This is a genomic window from Kushneria phyllosphaerae (genome assembly GCF_900312995.1).
In the GTDB taxonomy this organism is placed as follows: domain Bacteria; phylum Pseudomonadota; class Gammaproteobacteria; order Pseudomonadales; family Halomonadaceae; genus Kushneria; species Kushneria phyllosphaerae.
In genome coordinates this window covers 128,808-151,234 of the sequence record NZ_ONZI01000004.1, presented here as the reverse complement: position 1 = coordinate 151,234, position 22,427 = coordinate 128,808, and the positions used below count along the sequence as shown (strand labels likewise).

At 57.9% G+C, this 22,427-nt stretch carries 27 protein-coding genes and 1 tRNA gene; 14 read left to right on the top strand and 14 right to left on the bottom strand.

Annotation, left to right across the window (positions count from 1 at the left end):
* Nucleotides 1–10: 10 nt before the first annotated feature.
* Together hisI and yidD are read left to right on the top strand one after the other, a co-directional pair.
* Entirely contained in the window at nt 11–460 is a 450-nt protein-coding gene (gene hisI / locus KSP9073_RS13840; protein ID WP_108843564.1) for a phosphoribosyl-AMP cyclohydrolase, read from the top strand.
* Entirely contained in the window at nt 447–809 is a 363-nt protein-coding gene (yidD, locus tag KSP9073_RS13835) for a membrane protein insertion efficiency factor YidD (protein WP_108843563.1), read from the top strand. The genes hisI and yidD overlap by 14 nt, the downstream gene beginning before the upstream one ends.
* Here yidD and KSP9073_RS13830 read toward each other — a convergent pair.
* Genes KSP9073_RS13830 through KSP9073_RS13820 form a run of 3 tightly spaced genes read right to left on the bottom strand, consistent with a single transcriptional unit; the run spans nt 800 to nt 2,870 of the window.
* Nucleotides 800–1,198 (bottom strand): DUF2628 domain-containing protein, encoded by a 399-nt coding sequence (locus KSP9073_RS13830; RefSeq protein ID WP_108843562.1) that lies wholly within the window; start codon nt 1,196–1,198, stop codon nt 800–802. The two genes, yidD and KSP9073_RS13830, sit on opposite strands and share 10 nt — an antisense overlap.
* A 48-nt stretch (nt 1,199–1,246) precedes the next feature.
* Nucleotides 1,247–1,657 carry a SufE family protein gene (locus KSP9073_RS13825; RefSeq protein ID WP_108843561.1) on the bottom strand — a complete coding sequence of 137 codons (411 nt, stop codon included), beginning with the start codon at nt 1,655–1,657 and terminating at the stop codon, nt 1,247–1,249.
* Nucleotides 1,658–1,694: 37 nt separating this feature from the next.
* Nucleotides 1,695–2,870 carry a tyrosine-type recombinase/integrase gene (locus KSP9073_RS13820; RefSeq protein WP_108843560.1) on the bottom strand — a complete coding sequence of 392 codons (1,176 nt, stop codon included), beginning with the start codon at nt 2,868–2,870 and terminating at the stop codon, nt 1,695–1,697.
* A gap of 239 nt (nt 2,871–3,109) precedes the next feature.
* On the opposite strand from KSP9073_RS13820, the gene KSP9073_RS13815 reads away from it, so the two are divergent.
* Nucleotides 3,110–4,075 carry a DNA-binding protein gene (locus KSP9073_RS13815; protein ID WP_108843559.1) on the top strand — a complete coding sequence of 322 codons (966 nt, stop codon included), beginning with the start codon at nt 3,110–3,112 and terminating at the stop codon, nt 4,073–4,075.
* Between the two features lie 115 nt (nt 4,076–4,190).
* Here the strand turns inward: KSP9073_RS13815 and nfuA are convergent, their stop codons facing one another.
* Nucleotides 4,191–4,778, bottom strand: a complete 588-nt coding sequence (nfuA, locus tag KSP9073_RS13810) for a Fe-S biogenesis protein NfuA (RefSeq protein WP_108843558.1) — start codon at nt 4,776–4,778, stop codon at nt 4,191–4,193.
* 263 nt (nt 4,779–5,041) lie between these two features.
* Between nfuA and metH the strand changes: the two genes are divergently transcribed.
* Nucleotides 5,042–8,749 carry a methionine synthase gene (metH, locus tag KSP9073_RS13805; protein ID WP_108843557.1) on the top strand — a complete coding sequence of 1,236 codons (3,708 nt, stop codon included), beginning with the start codon at nt 5,042–5,044 and terminating at the stop codon, nt 8,747–8,749.
* Nucleotides 8,750–8,855: 106 nt separating this feature from the next.
* Here metH and smrA read toward each other — a convergent pair whose 3' ends face one another.
* Complete coding sequence (gene smrA, locus KSP9073_RS13800; RefSeq protein WP_108843556.1) at nt 8,856–9,455, bottom strand: DNA endonuclease SmrA; 600 nt, start codon at nt 9,453–9,455, stop codon at nt 8,856–8,858.
* Nucleotides 9,456–9,594: 139 nt separating this feature from the next.
* Nucleotides 9,595–10,839, bottom strand: coding sequence for a YihY family inner membrane protein (locus KSP9073_RS13795; protein ID WP_133241032.1), 1,245 nt, complete (start codon nt 10,837–10,839; stop codon nt 9,595–9,597).
* 172 nt (nt 10,840–11,011) lie between these two features.
* Here KSP9073_RS13795 and wrbA point away from each other — a divergent pair, with 172 nt between their 5' ends.
* The 7 genes from wrbA (at nt 11,012) to KSP9073_RS13760 (ending at nt 15,582) form a co-directional block, all read left to right on the top strand.
* Nucleotides 11,012–11,623 (top strand): NAD(P)H:quinone oxidoreductase, encoded by a 612-nt coding sequence (gene wrbA / locus KSP9073_RS13790; protein ID WP_108843554.1) that lies wholly within the window; start codon nt 11,012–11,014, stop codon nt 11,621–11,623.
* 2 nt (nt 11,624–11,625) lie between these two features.
* Nucleotides 11,626–12,036, top strand: a complete 411-nt coding sequence (locus tag KSP9073_RS13785; RefSeq protein ID WP_108843553.1) for a DUF2069 domain-containing protein — start codon at nt 11,626–11,628, stop codon at nt 12,034–12,036.
* A gap of 86 nt (nt 12,037–12,122) precedes the next feature.
* Nucleotides 12,123–12,767 (top strand): pyridoxamine 5'-phosphate oxidase, encoded by a 645-nt coding sequence (gene pdxH / locus KSP9073_RS13780; protein ID WP_108843552.1) that lies wholly within the window; start codon nt 12,123–12,125, stop codon nt 12,765–12,767.
* A 40-nt stretch (nt 12,768–12,807) separates the two neighbouring features.
* Complete coding sequence (locus KSP9073_RS13775) at nt 12,808–13,443, top strand: helix-turn-helix domain-containing protein (RefSeq protein WP_207771479.1); 636 nt, start codon at nt 12,808–12,810, stop codon at nt 13,441–13,443.
* A gap of 108 nt (nt 13,444–13,551) precedes the next feature.
* The gene (locus tag KSP9073_RS13770) at nt 13,552–13,872 is read left to right on the top strand and encodes a DUF1244 domain-containing protein (RefSeq protein WP_108843551.1); all 321 of its coding nucleotides are present in this window, start codon (nt 13,552–13,554) and stop codon (nt 13,870–13,872) included.
* Nucleotides 13,869–14,390: a molybdenum cofactor biosynthesis protein B gene (moaB, locus tag KSP9073_RS13765; RefSeq protein WP_108843550.1), complete on the top strand. Its 522-nt coding sequence runs from the start codon at nt 13,869–13,871 to the stop codon at nt 14,388–14,390. Before KSP9073_RS13770 ends, moaB begins: the two co-directional genes overlap by 4 nt.
* Nucleotides 14,383–15,582 carry a molybdopterin molybdotransferase MoeA gene (locus tag KSP9073_RS13760; protein WP_108843549.1) on the top strand — a complete coding sequence of 400 codons (1,200 nt, stop codon included), beginning with the start codon at nt 14,383–14,385 and terminating at the stop codon, nt 15,580–15,582. The genes moaB and KSP9073_RS13760 overlap by 8 nt, the downstream gene beginning before the upstream one ends.
* Here the strand turns inward: KSP9073_RS13760 and KSP9073_RS13755 are convergent.
* The 6 genes from KSP9073_RS13755 to KSP9073_RS13730 form a co-directional block, all read right to left on the bottom strand.
* The gene (locus KSP9073_RS13755; protein ID WP_108843548.1) at nt 15,568–16,140 is read right to left on the bottom strand and encodes an acyl carrier protein phosphodiesterase; all 573 of its coding nucleotides are present in this window, start codon (nt 16,138–16,140) and stop codon (nt 15,568–15,570) included. The two genes, KSP9073_RS13760 and KSP9073_RS13755, sit on opposite strands and share 15 nt — an antisense overlap.
* Before the next feature lie 9 nt (nt 16,141–16,149).
* Complete coding sequence (locus tag KSP9073_RS13750; RefSeq protein WP_108843547.1) at nt 16,150–16,500, bottom strand: TusE/DsrC/DsvC family sulfur relay protein; 351 nt, start codon at nt 16,498–16,500, stop codon at nt 16,150–16,152.
* A 64-nt stretch (nt 16,501–16,564) separates the two neighbouring features.
* Entirely contained in the window at nt 16,565–16,849 is a 285-nt protein-coding gene (gene tusB / locus KSP9073_RS13745; protein ID WP_108843546.1) for a sulfurtransferase complex subunit TusB, read from the bottom strand.
* 31 nt (nt 16,850–16,880) lie between these two features.
* Complete coding sequence (gene tusC / locus KSP9073_RS13740; RefSeq protein ID WP_108843545.1) at nt 16,881–17,234, bottom strand: sulfurtransferase complex subunit TusC; 354 nt, start codon at nt 17,232–17,234, stop codon at nt 16,881–16,883.
* 30 nt (nt 17,235–17,264) lie between these two features.
* Nucleotides 17,265–17,657, bottom strand: coding sequence for a sulfurtransferase complex subunit TusD (gene tusD / locus KSP9073_RS13735; protein ID WP_108843544.1), 393 nt, complete (start codon nt 17,655–17,657; stop codon nt 17,265–17,267).
* Nucleotides 17,658–17,761: 104 nt separating this feature from the next.
* Complete coding sequence (locus KSP9073_RS13730) at nt 17,762–18,427, bottom strand: Bax inhibitor-1/YccA family protein (protein ID WP_108843543.1); 666 nt, start codon at nt 18,425–18,427, stop codon at nt 17,762–17,764.
* Nucleotides 18,428–18,574: 147 nt separating this feature from the next.
* On the opposite strand from KSP9073_RS13730, the gene KSP9073_RS13725 reads away from it, so the two are divergent.
* The 3 genes from KSP9073_RS13725 (at nt 18,575) to KSP9073_RS13715 (ending at nt 19,489) form a co-directional block, all read left to right on the top strand.
* A tRNA-Ser gene (locus KSP9073_RS13725) sits at nt 18,575–18,664 on the top strand.
* Nucleotides 18,665–18,861: 197 nt separating this feature from the next.
* Nucleotides 18,862–19,131, top strand: coding sequence for a hypothetical protein (locus tag KSP9073_RS13720; protein ID WP_133241031.1), 270 nt, complete (start codon nt 18,862–18,864; stop codon nt 19,129–19,131).
* A 118-nt stretch (nt 19,132–19,249) separates the two neighbouring features.
* Nucleotides 19,250–19,489, top strand: coding sequence for a hypothetical protein (locus KSP9073_RS13715; protein WP_108843541.1), 240 nt, complete (start codon nt 19,250–19,252; stop codon nt 19,487–19,489).
* Between the two features lie 73 nt (nt 19,490–19,562).
* On the opposite strand, the gene KSP9073_RS13710 is transcribed toward KSP9073_RS13715, so the two are convergent.
* Nucleotides 19,563–21,272, bottom strand: coding sequence for a potassium/proton antiporter (locus KSP9073_RS13710; RefSeq protein WP_108843540.1), 1,710 nt, complete (start codon nt 21,270–21,272; stop codon nt 19,563–19,565).
* Nucleotides 21,273–21,398: 126 nt separating this feature from the next.
* Entirely contained in the window at nt 21,399–22,247 is an 849-nt protein-coding gene (locus KSP9073_RS13705) for a hypothetical protein (RefSeq protein ID WP_108843539.1), read from the bottom strand.
* Between the last annotated feature and the right edge of the window lie 180 nt (nt 22,248–22,427).

The window sequence follows — 22,427 nt, the reverse complement described above, 5'->3', positions numbered from 1 at the left end:
GCGTAAAGACATGAGTGCATCCTCACCAACCTACAAGGCGCTCGAGCAGGCGGGCATTGGTCATCAGGCAGATATCGAGACGCTGCTGGAAGTGGCCGGCTGGAATGACGATGGCCTGATACCGGCCATTGCCCAGCAGTTCGACAGCGGTGAAGTGCTGATGATGGCGTGGATGACGCGCCAGACGCTTGAAGAGACGCTGCAGACCGGGCGTGTCTGCTACTGGTCACGTTCCAGACAAAAGCCGTGGCGCAAGGGCGAATCTTCGGGGCAGGTACAGATGCTGCATCAGGCGTGGCTGGATTGCGACGGCGATACCCTATTGCTCAAGGTGGATCAGACGGGCCCTGCCTGCCACACCGGACGGCGCACCTGCTTTTATCTGGCCCTTGATGACAAGGTCGCGCAGGTGGATACGGCACCCCTGATGTCAGCCGAGGCCCTGTATGGCAACAGCTGATGCGCTGCGTCAGCTAAAGCGTGGGCTGTTAACGGGACTTCGTGGCGTTTTGATCGGGCTGGTGCGTGTCTATCAATATGGCATCAGCCCACTCATCGGGCCGCGATGCCGCTTCTGGCCAACCTGTTCCAACTACGCAATCGAGGCCATTCAGATTCATGGCCCCATGCGCGGCGGATGGCTTGCGCTCAGGCGAATCCTGCGTTGCCATCCGTTTTGTGCCGGTGGCGTCGACCTGGTGCCCCCTGCAGGGGCGTCATGCCGCCACTGCAGACATCCTGATTCAGGTTCCGGTAGTGACGCCGGGCCGGATGAACAGCTTGATCAGGAGCATCGGGATCAGGCCTGAAAGGTATGAAACGCCCTATCGGCGCCTTGAGTCTGTTGTTTCTCAATGTGTCCGGCGATGGCCTGTTTGATACTTTTGGCTTCCAGGGTGCCGGCAGACTGGAAGCTGCTGGCCACCAGATGGCGCTGTTTCCAGCGATTGCCATTGAGGCCAAAAGCGACATAAAGCCCCAGACATACAATGTTGACCATCACATCAAGCAGGCCGCTCTCATCGAGCGCGCCTGCCATCGACACTATAAAAACGCCCACGAAGGTCAGTACGGCAATCTTCCAGAGCCGGCAGTACAGTGCCCAGAGCGCACCAAAAAAGAAGGCCGGCCAGTTCCAGCCCAGTTTGACCGCCTCAAGCCGACCATCAGGGTGCTGATAAATCTCGAACTGCTTCATGCCTGCTCTGCCGCGTGCCAGAGAATGGCAGGTTTGATCGCATTCGTATCAGACATGAGCATGTGCCGTCGTCTTGATGCGCTCGAGCATGGCGTGCAGCCCATTGCTGCGAGTCGGTGACAAATGCTTGTCCAGATCCAGCGCCGCCAGAAAATCGGGCGGTGTGTTGAGGATTTCCTGCGGCGTTCGGTCATTGTAAATGCGCAGCAATATGGCGATCAGGCCCGACACGATGGCGGCATCTGACATGGCATGAAAGTGCAGATTCTCGCCCTGCTTTTCGCCCTGAACCCAGACATTGGACTGGCAACCGTCAAGGCGCGTGTCGTCGTTTTTCCATTCGTCAGGAAAGGCGGGCAACAGCTTGCCCAGATCGATGATGTATTGATAACGGTCCATCCAGTTATCAAACATGTCGAACTCTTCGATCAATTCCTGCTGCGCCTCTTGCGGACTCATGCCGGCTCCATGTGCTGGTATAGGGGAAAGGTGGGCATTATAGCGTGTCATCCCCGCTTTCGTCTGGCAGATCGAGCGTGTGGCGATTGATCTGTCCGTGCCACTCCTGTGCTTCAGCGTGAAGATAGCGGGCCGTTGTCTCAAGCCTTGAGTGACGCGCCGTGCGCGCCAGATAACGCAGCTCTACGCCCTGCTGGGCCTGATGGGTAATGGCGGTGTGACGAAGCCAGTGCGGGGTCGCCTGACGAAGGCGCTGCGCTTCATGCCTTTCCCCTTCAACGCCCTGCTCTTTTTCTGCTGCCAGAGATTCGAAGGCCGTCTTGATCATGCGATAGAGCTGGTTGTCACCGACACCTCGTTTGCCATCCAGCGCCCTGATCACAGGCGTGTCTTCCTCCGGTGATGGCGTGGCCGGCAGCGCCAGCACGGCGCGCCACTGCGCCAGGGCCGTCATCACGGCATCCGGTACGGGAATGCTGGCCTGCTTGCTGCCCTTGCCCGTGACCTGCCACCACCAATGCCCTTCGCGCTTTTGGAAGTCGTTCATGCGCGCATGGCTCATTTCACCCACCCTGGGAGCCAGCAAATAGGCAAAGGCAAAGATGAAGCGCCGCCGCTCAATCTCGTATCGTCTTCTGGGTGTGGCATCGATCGGAGCCGGCGTGTTGAGTCGCTGCCAGCACCACTGCCAAAGCGGGCGCTCCAGATAGCGCTCGACCCCTGACTGCGTATTATCCAGCCGCCGGCGCTTGTCACGCATCAATCGAAACGGATTCCGGCTTAGCCACCCCGCTTCTATCAGCCAGCCAAAAAGCGTCTGCAGGATGACCAGGCTCTGGCGCCGGCTGGCGGCAGAAAGCCCCTTTCGAAATGGACGCCACTCTTCGCTGTACCGGGGTCTGGGTGGCCCGATCCAGTCACTGGCAGGCCTTGGGTCAGCAAGAAAGTGTTCAAACTCGTCCAGCGTCCGTCGATCAATATCCACAAGGCGCCTGCCCTGCCCCTCAAGCCATAACAGCAGCCGCTCGGCCTCCTTGCGGTACTGGCGAAAGGTCTGGGGACTGGCGCGATATTCCTTGAGCCACGCCGCCACAATCTCTCGATCATTGCCGGCTTCGACCAATTGACCGGGTAACACATGACGGTCGCGGTCTACCAGTACGCCGTTATGCGCCCCCTCGGTATCAGGCTCGATATTTAACGCTTTTTTCATGGCTTCCCCGTTCAGGGCCTCTGGTTGCCCTTGTGGCACAGGATACTCATTATGATGGATAAAATCATGATAAGACGCGTAATCATGAATTTATCCATTTTGTGATAAATATAATTACGTAATACGTATTTACGTAATAATGCTTTTGACACAATAACCCGCTATAGTGATGGCCATACGCAGCCCATCTTCAATAACAAGCAACTACCGGGCGATTACAGGGAACTCAGGAGGCCGTCATGGCACGAAGTGGCGTGCAATTCGAAGATGTACAAAGGGCGATAGAAACCCTGATACAGCGCGGTGATGTGCCGAGTGTTCAGCGCATCCGTGAAGTGCTGGGTACCGGTAGTTTCACCACGATCAGTGATCACCTGCGGGAGTGGCGGGCAAGGCGTGAGGAAAATCGCGATGTGCCTCTGCCGCAGGCCATTCCGGAGCGCCTGCACGATGCTCTGGCAGGCCTGTGGCAGCAGGCTCAGGAAGAAGCCGGTGAAGCTCTCGCCTTCTATCGCCAGCAGTCCGATGAGCAGGTAGAGCAGGCGCAGGAGGAAACCCGACAGGCCCAGCGCCGGGTTGAAGACACCCAGCAGCGACTGTCCGCCCTGAGCGAGCGACTGGACAGTACGGCCGCCCGGCTTGAGGAAAAGGCGACCAATCTCGCCCGCCTGGAAAGCGAAGCGGCGCATCTGCGCGGACAGCTTGAAGAACGGGATCAGCGGCTGGCCATGCGGGACCGACAGATCAATACGCTCAGCGAAGAGCGCGACCGTCTTGAACGTGAGCATCACGAAAGCCTTGAGCAGCTTGATCAAACGCACAAGCGGCGCCTGGCGCAGGAAGAGTCACGCCATGAAAGCGCTGAAAATCGTCTGATGCAGCTGCTCGATAGCGCTCGTCATGAAAAGCAGGAGCTCGAGAAGCAGGCGCGCCGTCGCCACGAGCAGCTTGAAGAGCGTATCGAGAAGCTCACGACCCAGATGGAGCAGCAGCGGCGTACCCTGCAGGAAGAAGAGCGCAAGATGCGCGATGTAAGCCAGCATGCTCGCCACAATGAGCAGCAGCTTCAGGAAAGCCGCGGGCGGGAGGATCATCTCTCGGGTCTGCTTGCCGAGCGTGACCAGGAACTGGCACGACTTCGCACCGAGCTCAGAGTGCTGCAGGAGCGCCTGTCCAAGGCGCCCATGCCGCCTTTCGTTTACTAGGGCGCCTTGACTTAAAAAGACGTTTCACCCGAAAGCGCCCATAAAAAAACCCCGACATACCGGGGTTTTTACGTTCAACGTCCTGGGCTGGCTGACGATAGCCCTGATCGGTCGATCAATAGTAGGCGTTGGTCGTATCGGTGTGGTCTGTCACATCGCGAATCGCCGTAAGCTCCGGAATGCGCTCGGTCAGCGTCTTTTCAACGCCCTGCTTGAGCGTGACATCAACGGCTGCGCACCCCTGACAACCGCCGCCGAACTGCAGCACGGCCACATTGTCTTCTGTCAGCTGAATCAGGCGAATCTCGCCACCGTGTGCGGCAAGCCCGGGATTGATCTCGCTGTACAGGATGTAGTTGACCCGATCTTCGAGCGGACTGTCGTCGCTGACCTGGGGCATCTTGGCATTGGGCGCCTTGATGGTGAGCTGCCCGCCCATGCGATCGGCATTGAAATCAACGACGGCATCCTCAAGAAAGGCCACGCTGTGCTTTTCAAGAAAGAGGTCAAATCTTTCAAGCGGAATGCGCTCATCACTCTCTTCTTCCTCTCCCGGCCTGCAGTAGGCCAGGCAGGTTTCAGCGTAGGGCGTGCCCGGCTGAGTAATGAAGACACGCACACCGATGCCTTCGACGTCCTGACGCGAAAGCAGGTCGGCGAGATACTCCTGCGCGCTTTCGGTAATTTCGATGCTCTGACTCATTGACGGCCTCGTGCGCAATCGCAATAAAGAAATCTGTCGATATTTTATGCCAGCCAGCCGCTCGCGACAAATCCGAGTGCAATACTCGGGTAAATAAAGATGTCGGATCACAATCTGGTGCCTTGCCCGATAAGGTATGAATGATCAAGGTTCATGCCGGTCGTGAATGTCTTTCAGGCCACAAGCCTGTCCGCCTGACAGGGGTTTGCTAGAATACGCCCTCTTCCATAGACGCCTTATCATTTACCCGGAGATCTCCTTCCATGCCTCAAGCTGCCGATTCGCCGGTTCTGGAGACGCTGACTCGCCTGATGTCGGATCGCATACTGATCCTTGATGGCGGTATGGGCACCATGATCCAGAACGAGCGATTGACCGAGCAGGACTTTCGCGGCGACCGCTTTGCGCACTGGGAAAGTGATCTCAAGGGCAATAACGACCTGCTGGTACTCAGCCAGCCCGAGGTGATTACGCGTCTGCACCGCGACTATCTGGAAGCCGGTGCCGACATTATCGAAACCAATACCTTCAACAGCACCCGGCTCTCCCAGGCGGATTATCACGCCGAGGAGCTGGTGGTTGAGCTGAATTACGAAGCTGCCCGTCTTGCACGCGCCGTGTGCGATGAAGTGGCACTGGAAACGGGGCTGCCGCGCTTTGTCGCCGGTGTGCTGGGGCCAACCAGCCGCACGGCTTCCATCTCGCCGGACGTCAACGATCCGTCCAAGCGTAACGTTACCTTCGAGGCGCTGGTCGACAACTATGTCGAAGCCGCGCGCGCATTGATCGAGGGTGGCAGCGACCTGATTCTGATCGAGACCATTTTCGATACGCTCAATGCCAAGGCGGCCATTTACGCCCTCGATGTGCTGTTCGAAGAGCTCGGCTACCGCGTACCCATCATGATCTCGGGTACCATCACCGATGCCTCCGGGCGGACGCTGTCGGGACAGACCACCGAGGCGTTCTGGAATTCCGTACGTCATGCCCGTCCGATCAGCGTAGGGCTCAACTGCGCACTTGGCGCAGAGGACCTGCGGCCCTACCTGGAAGAGCTTTCACGACGCGCCAACACCCATGTGTCGGTCCATCCCAATGCCGGTCTGCCCAATGAATTTGGTGAGTACGATCAGGAAGCCGATGAAATGGCCGAGATCGTGCGCACCTTTGGCGAGCAGCAGCTGGTCAACATCATGGGCGGCTGCTGCGGCACGACGCCTGAGCATATTGCCGCGATCAAGCGGGTGATGACCGACCTTCCCCCGCGCAAGGTGCCCGATATTGCGCCGGCCTGTCGTCTTTCGGGACTTGAGCCGTTCAATATCAATGCAAAATCGCTGTTCGTGAACGTCGGCGAGCGCACCAACGTGACCGGTTCTGCCCGCTTCAAGCGGCTGATCAAGGAAGAGGATTTCAATACCGCGCTTGAAGTGGCCCTTGAGCAGGTCGAAAGCGGGGCTCAGGTCATCGATATCAATATGGATGAGGGGATGCTCGACTCGAAGGGGGCAATGGAGCACTTTCTCAAGCTCGTGGCCTCCGAACCGGATATCTCGCGCGTGCCCATCATGATCGACTCCTCCAAGTGGGAGATCATCGAGGCCGGCCTCAAGTGCGTTCAGGGCAAGGCCGTCGTCAACTCGATCTCGATGAAGGAAGGCGAAGACAGCTTCCGTTACCAGGCACAACAGTGCCGCCGATTTGGCGCCGCCATTGTGGTCATGGCCTTTGATGAGCAGGGGCAGGCCGACACCATGGCGCGCAAGACCGAAATCTGCGAACGCGCCTATCGCATTCTGGTTGACGAGATCGATTTCCCCGCAGAAGACATCATCTTCGATCCCAATATCTTTGCCATCGCCACCGGTATCGAGGAGCACAACAACTACGCGGTCGACTTTATCGAGGCCACGCGCTGGATCAAGCAGCACCTGCCTCATGCCATGATTTCCGGCGGTGTGTCCAACGTCTCCTTCTCCTTTCGAGGCAACAATACGGTTCGTGAGGCCATTCATTCGGTCTTTCTCTATCACGCCATTCATGCCGGACTTTCCATGGGCATCGTCAACGCCGGTCAGCTGGCGGTATACGACGATCTGCCCCAGGAACTGCGCGATGCGGTGGAAGACGTGGTGCTCAACCGCCGCGAGGATGCCACCGAGCGGCTGCTGGACATTGCCGAGCGCTACAAGGATGACGGTAGCGGCGTCCAGAAAAAGGAGGATCTCGAGTGGCGCAGCTGGGAAGTCGAAAAGCGCATCGAGCATGCACTGGTCAAGGGCATTACCAGCTATATCGAAGAAGACACCGAACTGGCGCGTCAGCGTGCTGACCGCCCTATCGAGGTGATCGAAGGCCCGCTCATGGACGGCATGAACGTGGTGGGTGATCTGTTCGGTGCCGGCAAGATGTTTCTGCCGCAGGTGGTGAAATCCGCACGCGTCATGAAACAGGCCGTGGCGTACCTGATCCCGCACATCGAGGCCGAAAAGAGTGATGAGGATCACAGCAAGGGCCGCATCATCATGGCCACGGTCAAGGGGGATGTACACGATATCGGCAAGAACATCGTGGGCGTGGTGCTGCAGTGCAACAACTATGAAGTCATCGACCTGGGCGTCATGGTGCCCGCCGAGAAAATCTTTGCGGCCGCGCGCGAACATAACGCTCAGATCATCGGCCTTTCAGGCCTGATTACGCCGTCGCTGGATGAGATGGTGCACGTGGCGAAAGAAATGGAGCGTCAGGGCTTTGATATTCCGCTGCTGATCGGGGGCGCCACCACCTCCAAGGCCCATACGGCAGTCAAGATCGAGCCGGCCTACAGCCATCCCGTGGTTTATGTTACTGACGCCTCGCGCGCCGTCGGCGTGGCAAGCAGGCTGCTCTCGCCCGGACTCAAGGAAGCCTACGTCGGCGAGATTCGCGCCGAGTATGAAAAGGTGCGTGAACGTAACAGCAAGCGACGCCCCAAATCAGCCGATCTTAACTACGCCCAGGCCTGTGAACGGCGCTTTGATGGGGGCTGGAGCGACTATGAACCGCCCAGACCGGCCTTCACCGGATTGCGCGTGTTTGATGACATCGATCTGCGCATGCTGGTCAGATACATCGACTGGACGCCCTTTTTCATGAGCTGGCAGCTGGCGGGCAAGTATCCCAAAATTCTCGAAGACCATGTGGTCGGTGAGGCTGCACGCAATCTCTATCAGGATGCGACCGCCATGCTCGACAAGCTGATCGACGAGCGCCATCTGCAGGCGCGTGGCGTGATCGGCTTCTGGCCGGCCAACACGGTCGATCACGATGTCATCGAGGTCTACGCCGATGAGTCTCGCACCGAAGTGATTCATCAGCTTCATCATATTCGCCAGCAGACCACCAAAAACCGTGATGGCCTTTGCTATAGCCTGGCCGACTTCGTGGCACCGAAAGAGAGCGGTCGCGCGGACTGGATCGGCGGATTTGCCGTAACGTCAGGCCACGGCGCGGATGAGCTGGCAAGACACTATGAACAAAACGGCGATGACTACAACGCCATCATGGTCAAGGCGCTGGCGGATCGTCTGGCCGAGGCGCTGGCAGAACACATGCATGAGCGCGTGCGTCGCGAGCACTGGGGGTATGTCCCGGAGGAAACGCTGGATAACGACGACCTGATCAGTGAAAAATATCAGGGCGTTCGCCCGGCTCCCGGTTACCCGGCCTGCCCGGACCATACGGAAAAGGCGGCGCTGTTCGAGATGCTGGATGCCCCGAAAAACGCAGGGCTGACACTGACTGAAAGTTTTGCCATGTGGCCGGCGGCTGCAGTGTCCGGGTGGTACTTCTCGCACCCGCAATCAAGATATTTCTCGACCGGGCGGATCAGTCGCGACCAGATCGATGCTCTTGCCGCGCGCAAGGACATGTCGCGCGACACCATGGAGCGCTGGCTGTCGCCGATTCTCTCCTACAACCCCGACGAATAGCCGTAACGCCCCGTCAGCAGCATGAGTCTGGCAACGAAAAAGGGCCTCTTGATGAGAGACCCTTTTTGTTGGCGGTCGTTTTAATTGATAGTCGTAAAGCTTGTGCTCAGGGCGCGCGGCGGCGTTGATGCAACTCACGATTACGCTGACGTGCACGGGGCGCCTTTCTCAACATGACATAGGTGGCGCCGATGCCGCCGTGACGCGGCTGGGCCGTAACATAGGCCTGCACTTCATCAAACTGCTCAAGCCATTTACCGACATAGGAGCGCACCACGTTGGCATGGCTCTCATCGCTTTTGCCACGGCCGTGGATGATCATCACACAGCGCAGCTCATGGTGATGCGCCTGACGGATGAAGTTAAAAAGCTCTCGACGGCACTCGATAACCGGTCGCTTGATCAGGTTAAGCTGGGAGTCGACCTGATAGCCGCCATGGCGCAATTTCTCGATAACGCCGGTCTGAATACCGTCGCGTCGAAACTCGATCGGGTCGTTGGCCGGCAGCAGGTCTACAAATTCATCGGACAGGAAGTTGCTCTCCTGCTCGCCATCCTGAGCGCTGGCCCGTCGAGCCAGCTGGGCATCGCTGGGCGTTCGCGCGCCGGTGCTTCCAGCATCAGCGCGGTTGCGCCCCTTGTTGAGCGGAATGACATCGGCCATTTCGCTGAAAAAAAGCTGCTCATCGCGTTGATTGGCATTCATCGGGCTACTCCTCGCCGATTGGCAGCGTCACCAACAGGCTTGTCGTTCGAACAGGGTTTGCTGTGGGTTACGCAGCATCAATGTCAGAGCGTCGCATCGGGAACAGAATATGAAGTGCCGAGCCTCCCGGCAAATGCCGTCATGGGGTGGCAGGCGTTTTATCACCGGCCTGGTTGGTCAGGGCTGATATCATCGAAACATCCAGCGCCTCATGATAGCGCTGCTGCGCGGTACGCATGATGTCAGCCAGCGCATTATAGCCTTCCGGTGGCCGATAGTGCTCGGGCATGTTCCAGGGCAGGCCGGCCACGACTTCACTAAGCGTCAGGGTATCAAGCGATTTGGCCAGTACCCACTCATCTTCTTCACTGATCACAATCCAGCCACGCTCGGACAACACGTTCAACAGCTTGTGATAGTGCCCTCCCAGCCGTCTTCGCACATTTGAGGCTCGCAATGCTCCTTCGCCGCGAATTTGCCTCTCATGCAGCAGGGTCAGCATGCCCATGGCCTGCCAGAACGGCGGCCAGCGACGCCAGTCGGCATGCTGGGTTTCTCCCAGCCAGGCAGACAGCTCTGCCCCCATCAAGATGATGAACCAGCTCAAAAATATCCAGAGCAGAAACAATGGCACGGCGGCGAAGGCGCCATAAAGGATCTGGTAGGAAGGGAAGTTGGTGACATAAATGGAGAAGCCCCACTTGGCCAGCTCCAGCGAGATCGACACCAGTAGTGCGCCGGCCGCAGCATGTTTGAAGCGCACGCGCGCATTGGGCACGGTGATGTAGATAAACCAGAACGCCAGAAAGCTAAGGATCGGCGGCAGAAAGTGCAAAATGAAATCACTACCGCCCAGCCAGGACGCTGCCGAATTCAATATGCTGATGGAGGCAAGATAGGAAGACAGCAAAAAGCCGCTGCCAATCAAAATGGGGCCCAGCGTCAAAACGGCCCAGTACACCAGAAACCCCATCAGCCCATGCCGATTGTGACGCACCCCCCAGATTCGATTGAGCGCGCTTTCCACGGTCATCATCATCAAAATCGAGGTGATCAGCAAAAAGACGCCGCCGACCATGGTCAGCCCTCGTGCCTGCTGGGTAAACCCGCGCAGCGTATCCAGAATGGTCTGCCCCGTTTCAGGGACAAACTGCTGGAACACGAACTGCTGAATGCGATCCCCTGCATCCTGAAACTCAGGGATCGCTGCAAACAGGGCATACACCACGGTGGTCAGCGGCACCACCGCAAACAGCGTGGTATACGTCAGCGAGGCTGCCGTCTGCAGGCCGTCATGAGCATTAAAACGTTTGACGAGCTTTATCATGGCCCTGAACGGCATCAGCAACAGCCACAAGGGTTGGGGTATGGAAAAACGTCTCACCTTGTCCCGCTCCTGACGATAAACACTTGATGTCTCCCTGAAACATAGCGACCACCTGATGGTCAGGCCAATCGAATCTGAAGACGGTGTGGCCTGACAACCCGGGCCTCAATGGGCACAATGGTGGCATTCCTGCCAGAATTGGTCTCTATCGTTCCCACAAGGATATGTCATGACCCGACCCTACGTACTGGTGCTTTATTATTCCCGGCAGGGCGCGACACGTGATATTGCCCGCCATATTGCCGCAGGTGTTGAATCAGTAGGCGGTATCGAGGCGCGCCTTCGCACGGTGCCCGCGGTTTCGGCCGAATGTGAAGCGGTGGCCAGCGATATCCCTGATGAAGGGCCTGTTTATGCCAGTCATGATGATCTTCGTGACTGCGCCGGGCTTGCCATGGGGAGCCCTACGCGCTTTGGCAACATGGCAGCGGCGCTCAAGCACTTTCTGGATGGCACCAGTACGCTCTGGCTCAACGGTGCACTGGTCGACAAGCCAGCCACGGTCTTTACCTCGACTTCCAGCATTCATGGTGGTCAGGAAAGCACCCTGCTGACAATGATGAATCCCCTTTTGCACCATGGCATGGTCATCGCAGGTATTCCCTATAGCGTGGATGAAATGTTCTCCACGCGTACCGGTGGCACGCCCTATGGCGCCAGTCATTTTGCCGGGCCGGACAACGACCGCAGCATCGACGAGCACGAGCGCGCGCTGGCCATGGCTCAGGGCAAGCGTCTGGCACGTCTGGCACTGGCACTTGAAGCGGCGCGAGGGCAGTAACCGTGCTGTTTCGTACCTTCGAGCAGCGCTATGGCGCCGGCGGCGCCAGACACAGGGCGCGGCGGGTCGTGATGGTCAGCTGGATCACGCTCATGGCCGTGACTCTGCTCACGGGCATAATCCTGTCACAACGAGGCGGCACCGAGACACTGCTTCCCGTACTGGTGCGCCTCGCCCCGCTGGCGCTTTTGGGTATTGTACTGCGCACTGAGCGTCGACGCGGCTACGGCTGGCTGGCGTTTGTCAGCGTGCTTTATATCATTCAGGGTGCGGTCATGCTGCAACTGCCGGGGTTGTGGTGGCTGGGTCTGGTCGAGGCGCTTTCTGCCCTTACCCTGCTGCTCAGTGCCGGCAGCTATGCGTTGTACATTCATCGCTGGCAACGCAATGATAATCCCCCGGGCACCGGGTGATCCCCGGGCAGGATGCTGGATCAGGCCCGAAACAACATTGCGAGGCAGATCGGATGATGCCTCCCGAAGCTTCAAGGAAACCGCTTATGAGCACCATTTCTGATCTGCGTCGAGATTATGTCGGTGAGACGCTTGACCGTGACAATACGCCTGAAACGCCATGGCCTCTTTTTTCCGAGTGGCTTAACGCTGCAGTCGAAAGCGAGCGAGATGACGCCAACGTCATGACGCTGGCCACGGCAGACAATGAAGGTGTGCCACATGCGCGTATCGTGCTGCTCAAGGATTTCGATGAAAACGGCATGGTGTTTTACACCAGCTATCAAAGCCACAAGGGAAGCGAGCTGGGCAGCTGCCCTCACGCAGCGCTGGTGTTCTGGTGGCCGACCCTGCAGCGTCAGGTCCGTATTGAAGGGCACGTGGAGCAGGTCTCTGAAAAAGCCTCGGATGCCTATTTTCACTCGCGCCCGAGAGCGAGTCAGCTGGGCGCCTGGATCTCTCAGCAAAGCGTTGAAATTCCGAACCGCCAATGGCTCGACGAGCGTACCCATCGCTTTGAACATGCCTATCAGGACAATGAGGTCGAACGGCCGCCGCACTGGGGGGGCTATCGAGTGGTGCCGGTCATGGTCGAATTCTGGCAGGGCCAGCCCAGCCGTCTTCATGATCGAATTCGCTACCGCTTGCGGACATCCGATGGTCACTGGCTGAAAAGCCGGCTGGCGCCTTGACGGTACACACGCTCGGCGTCGACAAGGATATCCGTCCAGAATGACAGATCGTGAGGCAAAAGCAGGGGCCGGCATGACGGTCGCCCGCGGGCAAAAACCCTTTGTCGAGCCCCTGCGGCTGGGGGAGCGTCTGCGTGAAATTCGCCGTGCCCAGCAGCTGACGCTTGAAGAGGTCAGCCGGCGCACCGGGGTGGCACGCTCAACGCTTTCCAAGATTGAAAACGATCTGGTATCCCCCAGTTTTGTGGTCGTGCAAAAGCTGATGATCGGGCTTGAGCTGGATATGCCCCAGCTTTTGAAGAGCCCGCGCAGTGCGCCCTGCAATGCCGGCCGGCGTGAGCTGACGCGCAGCGGTCAGGGAGAACAGCACCCAACGCCCACCTACGAGCATGAGCTTTTATCGGCACAGCTGGCACAGAAGCTGATGACGCCTTTCAAGACGATCGTTCGCGCCCGCAGCATCGAGGCATTTCCGGACTGGGTCCGTCATGGCGGTGAAGAGTTTTTATTGGTACTGGAGGGTGCAATTCTGCTCTATAGCGAATTTTATGAGCCTCTTCAGCTCGACGCCGGTGACAGTCTCTACTTCGACAGCGACATGGGGCACGCCAAGGTATCCATCAGCGATACCGATGCCCTGGTACTGTCAGTATGCGCGCCGGGCGAGCGCGCCTGATATCCTGGTCCTGTCGTCACTACACCAGGCCGTGATGACGGCCTACAATGGTTTTGCCCTCCTTTTATCGTTGGCTTTCAGCCTTCAGGGCGCTTACAGGAGCTGAACATGGAACAACTGGACAAGCAGACGCAAACCGAGCTTGAGGCGGCCGCCTTTCGTCGCCTGCTCAAGCATCTTGATGACAATCGTGACGTACAAAACATTGACCTGATGATTCTGGCCGACTTCTGTCGCAACTGCCTGTCCAAGTGGCTGGTGACGGCGGCCGAGGAGCGCCATGTCGAGCTGGATCTGGAAAGCGCTCGTGAACATGTCTATGGCATGCCCTACAGCGAATGGAAGGCGCATCATCAGCCGCCGGCCACCGATGAACAGCTCAAGGCACTTGAAGCACGCCAGAACGCAAAGGAGAAACCTTCCTCGTGAGTGACGACTTCATCCCGCTCAAGATTGCCGTTTTAACGATTTCCGACACTCGCGATGAAAGCAGCGACCGCTCCGGCGCCCTGCTGATCGAGTCTCTTGAGCGCGCGGGTCATCACTGCGTTTTCCGACAGATCATTCGTGATGAGCTCTATCAGATTCGTGCAGAAGTGGCGCGCCTGATTGCCGACCCACAGGTGCAGATCGTGATCACCACCGGGGGGACCGGTTTCACCGGACGGGACTCCACGCCCGAGGCCGTCAGCGTTTTATTCGATAGCCATATCGAAGGCTTTGGCGAGATGTTTCGTCGCCTCTCGCAGGATGATGTCGGCAGCTCGACCATACAAAGCCGCGCACTGGCAGGTTTTGCCAACCATACGGCCGTGTTTTGCCTGCCAGGCTCTACCGGCGCCTGTCGTACCGGCTGGGACGGCATTCTTGCCGAACAGCTCGATAGCAGGCACAAGCCCTGCAATTTTGCCAATCTGGTAATTCCTGGACGGAGGCAGCATGGCTGATGGCGGTCGTCTGCATACCCCGCAGGAGGCACTCGACTCGCTTTCAAGGGGGCTCGCACCGCTGGCGTGCGAATGGGTAGCGCTTGAAGTGGCCGGTGATCGCGTACTGGCGCAAACGCTTCATGCCCGTCACGATACGCCGCCCTTTGATAACAGCGCGATGGATGGCTATGCCCTGCGTGCCGCAGACAGTGGCAAAGTGCTGCCCGTCAGTCAGCGCATTATGGCCGGCCAGCAGGCGCTGCCGCTTGAAGCCGGCACCTGTGCACGCATCTTCACCGGAGCGCCCCTGCCCGAAGGCGCCGACAGCGTCATCATGCAGGAGGAAGTGGATGTCCGTGATGATGGCGCTTTTATTCCTGCCGGTCTTGCGGCGGGCAACAGTGTCCGCCTGAAGGGTCGAGAAATCACTACCGGTACAGAGCTGATCGCTCAGGGCACACGGCTCAATAGTGCCGCGCTGGGATTTCTGGCAGGTCAGGGATTTGACCAGGTGCCGGTCTATCGCAAGCCGCGTGTGGGGCTGCTCTTTACCGGTGATGAGCTGAAGCTGCCGGGAGAGTCGCTGGCCCCCGGACAGATCTATAACGGCAACCGGTTCATGCTGATGGATCTTCTGGTGCGCTTTGGGGCCGAGCTCTCGCTGGTGGAGCAGGTGCCGGATACGCTTGACGCCATGACACAGGCACTTGATCGTGCCTCCCGTCAGGTCGATGTCATTGTCACTACCGGGGGGGTCTCGGTCGGGGACGCCGACTATGTCCGTCGTGCACTGGAATCACTGGGAGAGCTGGATCTCTGGCGTCTGTCGATTCGACCCGGCAAGCCGCTGGCGCTGGGACATATCGATCAGTGTCGCTTTGTGGGGCTGGCGGGCAATCCGGTATCAAGCTTTGTCGGCGCGTGGCTTTTTTTGCGCCCACTTCTGGGCGGCCTGCAGGGCTGTAAAGAGATGCATGTCCTGCCGGAGGTCACCGCTCAAGCGGATTTCGAGACCGAAACTGCCGGGCGCGATCATTACATGCGCGTCACCCTGCAGTGGGACGGGGACAGCTACCGCGCGTACGCGTTTGAGGATCAGGATTCCTCCATCCTGCGCTCCTGCGTGACCGCCAATGCACTGGCCGTGATCAAGGCCCACTCGAAAATCATGCCGGGTGAGCGCGTCAGGTGTCTTTTACTGGTCAGCTAATGTTGCGGCATGTTCGCATGCCGCACGCTGCATCCATGGCCAGATCTCGTGAAAACCGTCTTCCAGCAGCGAATATTCCCTTTCCAGCCAAGGCGTCAGTTCGGCAAGCCGATTGGGGCCCGAGAGACGTGTCCCTACCCCGGCGATGGCGCGACAGGTAAAACCAAAATCCCCATAGCCCTTTAGCCAGTTTTCACGGCAAAGATGCTCAAAAATCCGCGTCTGTCGCTCGGGAATCATGGACGCATGCCGGGTCAGGACGCTATAAACACGCTGGTTCAAATGCTCATCGTGATACAGCCTGGCCAGAAAGTGATCCCAGACGATATCAAGGGCAATGCCGCAGACACGTCGCTGCGCGCTGGGGGATTGCTGTTTGAGCGCCAGGGTCGTCTCGTGCTGGTCGATCAGAGCATCCATTTTACGGTGAAACCGTACGCCTCTGGCCAGTTCGGTATCTGCTGTCGCCGTCCCCTTGATGCCATCGGCCACCAGATTACCCAGCATGAAAACGTCGCTGCCGTGTCGCGCCAGTTCGGCGTGGGCAAGAAAATTCAATCGATCGACCTAAAGGCAGTTGGTAGGACGTGGCAGCCCGGCCAGGCGTGCTGCCACGCGTGCCGGGCTTTCTGGGAAAAGCGACATCAGATAAATCGAGCTGCCCTTCTGCTCACCCAGCTGCTGGCGAGTGGCCTTGACCAGGGCGCGCATGGCCGGGGCCATCTCAAAGCGGGCGTAAAAATCACGCAGCAGCTCGATAACTTCCCAATGTTCGGGCGTTAGTATGCGGCCTTCGTGCTCGGCCATTTTTTCGGCCACTTCAGGAGACCAGCATTCAAGATCCTGCAGATGGCCGTCGCTATCAAGCGCGATGATCGTGCCATCAGCAAGTGTCAGGGTGTCCGTATCCGGGGTCATGGGTTCTGGCGCTTTGGAAAATGAAAGAGATGATGGCGATAAAAAAGCGAAGCTGACCCGAGGGTCAAAACCAGCTGACGGTGCGATGCGTAGTGGCGGTCAAGGCGACAAAGCCCGCCATGTCGACCATTTTTGAGGTGTCGGAGGATGTGACCCCGCGCGACACACAGTCTTCCTCGAGTGCCCAGAGCTCAATGCCTTCGGGCAGGGCGTGCAGTAGCGTACCCGATGCTGCGTAGACGCCATCCTCGACCAGCAGCACATGATCGTCCTGCGATACACCGGCAGCAAGCTCCTGCAGGATGTTGGTGCTAAAGGGAGAGCGGTTGATCAGATGAAGCGTGCTCATGGGGACACTCGTCAATAAAGAAAATGGCGTATTAAAAACTCATGACCACGTCGTGTTTGGCAATCATGTCAGCAATACAGGCCTGCTGACATCCTGACATCAACTGGTCGACGGCCAGACCGCGGTCTTCAAGCGAGCGCTGGTCATACCAGAGTGGCTCGATGTCATAAAGCGACAGTCCTTCAAGCATGGCGGCACTGCCCTTTTGACCCAGTGCGCCTCGCTGCTGATGGGCCAGCAGCGCCAGAACACCATCTCCGCTGAAAAGAAGGGTTGGCGGCTGCCCCAGTGCGGCGCCAACCAGGGCCGTTTCAAGCCCTTCGCGTACCCAGCTTGAGCCATGCGGTGGATGGCGCACGATCACCAGTATGCTTTTTGAATCCATGATGTTACTGCCCTGTCCGTAATGTCTGTCTCAAGGCGCAAAGGTAATCAAACGGTCGTGATGGAGTGCCGCCTGCATGAGCTGCCCCAGTCCCGTCATTTCAAAGGGCGCCTCAAGCGTTGGGTGTGAATGCCCATGACGGCGCGCTTCGCCTTCATCCAGCAGGCCACGGCGCACGGCTGATGCCACGCAGACCAGAAGCTCGCACTGCTGGGTCTGATAAAGTGCTCGCCAGCGCTCGAGAAGATGAGGCTCATCCCGCGGCGGGGTCATCATGCTGGCGGCATTATAAACGCCATCGTGATAGAAAAAGACCGCTGCCACACGATGCCCCTGCGCCGGTAGCGCCTCGGCAAACCGCAGAGCACTGTGAGATGCCTGTTGGCTGTAGGGCGATCCCTGCACCATCAGGGCATAGGTCAATCCTTGAGAGACCAAGACAAATCTCCTGAAACAAGCCTTGTGGAACCAAAAAACCCCGCCCGAAGGCAGGGTTCCATGTTAACAGATCATGGTGTTGCGCTGGTTCAGTCGCTGGAGGTCAAACCCAGAATCGACAGCAGGCTGATGAACAGGTTGTAGATGGCGACATAGAGGCTGATGGTGGCCAGGATGTAGTTGTCCTGCCCGCCATGGATTACCTGACTGGTTTCAAACAGAATCACGGCCGAGGCGAAAAGCACAAAGCCTGCCGAAACCGCCAGTGCCAGACCGGAGATGTTGAAAATCATCGCCACGACCATGGCCAGAACGAGCACGATGGCGCCGGCCATAATGAAGTTGCTCAAAAAGCTGAAGTCCTTGCGGGTGATCAGCGCTACGGCCGACAGTCCTGCAAAGGTCACTGCCGTCATGCCCAGCGCCGTCATGATCAGCTGTGGGCCGTTGGACATCGTCAGGTAGGCGCTGAGAATCGGCCCAAGGGTAAAGCCCATAAAGCCTGTAAACGCGAAGGTCGCCAGCAGCCCCGCTGCCGAATTGGCGGTCTTGTGAACCAGAAACATCAGTCCATAGGCACCAATGAAAAAGACAAAAATATTCATGCGCTGGATGCCCATCGACATTGCGATCCCGGCGGTGACGGCCGAGAACAGCAGTGTCATGGCAAGCAGCATATAGGTATTGCGCAATACCTTGTGTGACTCAACGCTTCTGGTCCCGGTCTGCGAGACCCCATAGGTTCTATCGACCATGGATCACTCCCTGCCTTGTGTCTGATTATGGTGCAATTTTAACCAAGAATGAGCTTCAAATGCCGTCTGTGCAAGTCATGATCCTTTTGATTGAATTAAGCTCCTTGACCTTTGCTGACAGGCTGTTAAGATGCATCGCCGTAAGCCGGAGGGATGGCAGAGCGGTTGAATGCACCGGTCTTGAAAACCGGCAAGGGTTAATGCCCTTCCAGGGTTCGAATCCCTGTCCCTCCGCCATTATTTGAAAAGCCTGCCAATCATCGATTGGCAGGCTTTTTCCGTTTCAGAGGGTTGTCTATGGGCCGGCGAATACCTGTCATCTGACGCTTCGGTACCAGGTCCTGCAAGCTTCAGGCATTAATTTTCATGAATTGGAAATTTACAATCCAGCCATCTGCCCTTACTGTCAAACCATCCCCCTGCATACCGAGGCCATGGCTTTGACACCTGTGCGTTTGCAAAGAGCTTTTGATACTGCCCGTGAGCATTTTCCGAGCGAAGTCGTTCAGCAGCCCTGTGACTCGGGTGCCACCTGTCTGGAACTTTGGCAGGGCGGCGACAAGGTGGACGAACTCTACCTTGATCAGGACATGCTGGAAGTCTTTATCAACATTGAAGCCTGTTATCGCCAGCAGGGCATCAGTGACAGTGCGGTGCACGCGTTTCGACAGTTAAACAGTACCAGAGAGGCTGGCAGGCGCTGATGTTTCGTTATTTGCTCTTCCATCCTTGAGACTCTGTGACGTTGCGCTGTTGGTTGCACAGTAATGCTGCCTTGCCTAGTCTCATTCCAGTGACATCAAATGACAGGGAGAAGCTCCAATGGCCAACAGCGGACGCGGTTTTACCAAGGGCAACATGGATCGGGAAGGCGAACATCAGGGCGATAACCCGCCCGGTATCTTTGATGTCGGTGATCGTCCGGGCCATGCAGGTGAGTTTCAGGAATGTACGCCTCAGGGCGATTTACTGGATGAGTCGACGCGCATTCAGCTCGATCATGATGATGAGCCGTTGCCGCCGACCTCGCAAAAGAACAACAAGTGGCGCGTCATGAACTGATTGGCCATTTCGATACCAAAGCGCCCGCTGAATAGCGGGCGCTTTGGTGTTCGCACACTGACCGGGCACTGAACTAGCCATGTAGCCTCAGGCCCACTCGGGTCACATTGTTACCTTCCACATCCTGCACGACCCAGTGAATGCCATGCCAGTCGATATCATCGCCCACAACCGGGTAGCCCCCTACGCGACGCGCAATAAAGGCGCCCAGCGTTTCTTCACGCTCCCAGCGTGACAGGGTCAGTCCATAGGCATCGGCCACATCGCCCATTGAGGCCTCCCCTGACAGGGCAAAGGCGCCGAAGAAATCGCGCTCGCGCTTGAGCTCTGCATCGCCATTGAACAGATGATTGATGGCATTGAGGTCGTGAGTTCGGGCAATCACACAGGCCACATCTCCGGACTGCAATCGCGTGCTGCCGGTAGGATGAATCATGACGTGCTCACGAAAAACGGCAGCCACCACAGCACCGGAAGGAAAGCGCAGCATCCTCAGCGGGGTATTTTCAACGCGCTTGCTGTCCACCTTGTAGACGAACATTTCATAGTCATCTTCAGGTAGCACGCCCAGCAATCGGCGTCGAGCCGGCGCGGTTTCGGCAGGAATTTCGACCTTGAGCCAGCGGGCCATATGGCCGATTGTAGTGCCCTGTAGTACGAGCGAGATCAGCACCACGAAGAAGGCCACGTTGAAGTAGAGCGAGGCATTTTCAACACCAGCGATGACCGGAAAAATGGCCAGAACGATCGGCACGCCCCCGCGCAGACCTACCCAGGAGATAAAGGCCAGCTCTCGCCAGCGAAAGCCGAAAAAGGGCTTGAGGCTCAGCAGTACCGACAAGGGGCGTGCCACAAAGATCAGCACCACGGCCACCATGACGCTGGACCAGGCATAGTCGACCATTTCACTGGGTGTCACCAGCAGTCCCAGCGTCAGAAAAAGCCCGATCTGACTCAGCCACGCCAGACCATCATGCACCGGCAGGATGAACTCGAGATGCTTGCCGCGGATATTGCCAATCATGACCCCGGCCAGATAGATGGCCAGAAAACCGCTGCCGCCCAGCATGTTGGTCAACGCAAAAACGCTAAAGCCCATGGCCGCTGCCAGAAGCGAATAAAGCCCCGGCGCCAGATCCAGCCAGCGCAGCAGGCGACCCAGCAGCCAGCCGCTGGCAATGCCGGCCACAGTGCCAATGCCGAACTGTTCGACGAACATCAAAAGCGTACCGGAGATACTGTCGATGGAGCCTGCCAGCGTCTGCGACAGAATCAGGGTCAGAAAGATGGCCATCGGGTCATTGGTTCCCGACTCGATCTCAAGCGTTGCCCCGACGCGTTCGTTAAGACGAATCCCCTGCCCGCTGAGCATTGAAAATACGGCCGCAGCATCCGTGGAGCCGACGATGGCGCCGACCAACAGCCCCTGAAACACGCTGAGATCGAATACCCACATGGCAAACAGCCCGGTCAGGCCGCTGGTCAGAAAAACGCCCAGGGTGGCCAGCGACAGGGCCGGTCGCAGGCCCACCCTGAATGTTTTCATGCGGGTTCGAAGGCCGCCGTCCAGAAGGATCATGGCCAGTGCCAGCTGGCCAATCAGGTAGGCCAGGTTGTAGTCGCTGAAATTGATCAGCCCCAGGCCGTCAACGCCGGCCAGCATACCGATGCCAAGAAACAGGGGAAGCAGCGGCAGGCCAATACGTGCGGATACCCGGCTGGCCAGAATGCTCATGGCCACCAGTAATCCGCCAATCAGGAATATGCTGTTAAAGTCGATCACGGCGTTTCTTTAATAACCTCTTGTAATAAGCCGTAGTGTGCCATGAACGCTGCCCTTTATCATCCACGCCCCTGAATGGCCATGATCAAACATTCCATATCAAGGGTGGATTCACTGAGGGTGGCTTTACTGATAGTCCAGCCAGCGGGAAGCATCGCGTATCCGTGCCCATGGACAGGGCCCAAAGCAGTTGAATCGCCATAGAATGGCCCGGCAGACCAATCGATGCGCCCTGAGGTCGATGACTTCGCAGAACTGCCAGTAGCGATCCAGAAAATGACGCTGCTGATCAGGGTCGGTAATCAAAAGCTCGATCAGTGCCCAGTCAAACTCGCGAGGCGCCCACACCAGTGCTTCCCAGTCGCTCCAGCACCAGTCGGTAGCCCCCTGGATGAACTGGTCATCGCGCAAATCCGGCAGACACCATACCGCGGCATCCGGGACAGGAATCCGAGCGGGTAGATCGCGAAGTACCTCTGGCGGCACATACTGATCAAGATAGCGTTTTGTCTTTTGTGGCCAGGCAGACAGGGGCCATACGGTTGCCAGCGGGTGCCCCCAGCCCGATACCGGCACCCCATGAAGACGTCCAATCTGTTCCCCAAGCCTTGAGGTGAACGAGGTATCCATGGTGGTAGTACGCCCGGCGCGCCTGGGCAGACTCCAGACCGGGGCGCCCTGGAGCTCGCCCAGCCATGTCATGGGCAGCGGCAACATGGGCAAATGCGCGGGCAGATTACCGGCCAGGCGTGTCAGGTGTTCGGCATGTTGCCAGCGATCGAATCCGAACAGCGCCCACAGACCATGCCAGAACGGGTCGTTGATGCTGGTGCGCGCCATGCGAATCATCTCCGGCGACAGCGCCTCGCTCTTCCAGCGCCAGTTGGAGGCATCCTCCCAGTCCAGCGGCTGGGCAATAAGCTGGCGCCCCAGAAAAAAGGAGAGTCGCTCGGTTAGTTCACTCGGTGGTGTCATGCAGAGGCGGTCCTTTTTAATGAAATGCACCGGAAACGGCATGCTTCCCTTTAGTATGCAAATAACGCCCTTATAAAAAAGTCCTTTATGTGGATTGCAGAAATAATGGCGTTGTCAGGTACGAAATCATGGTAGCCACGGACATGGGGCGCTAGACTCGGCGGTGTTCGAACGGGGTGT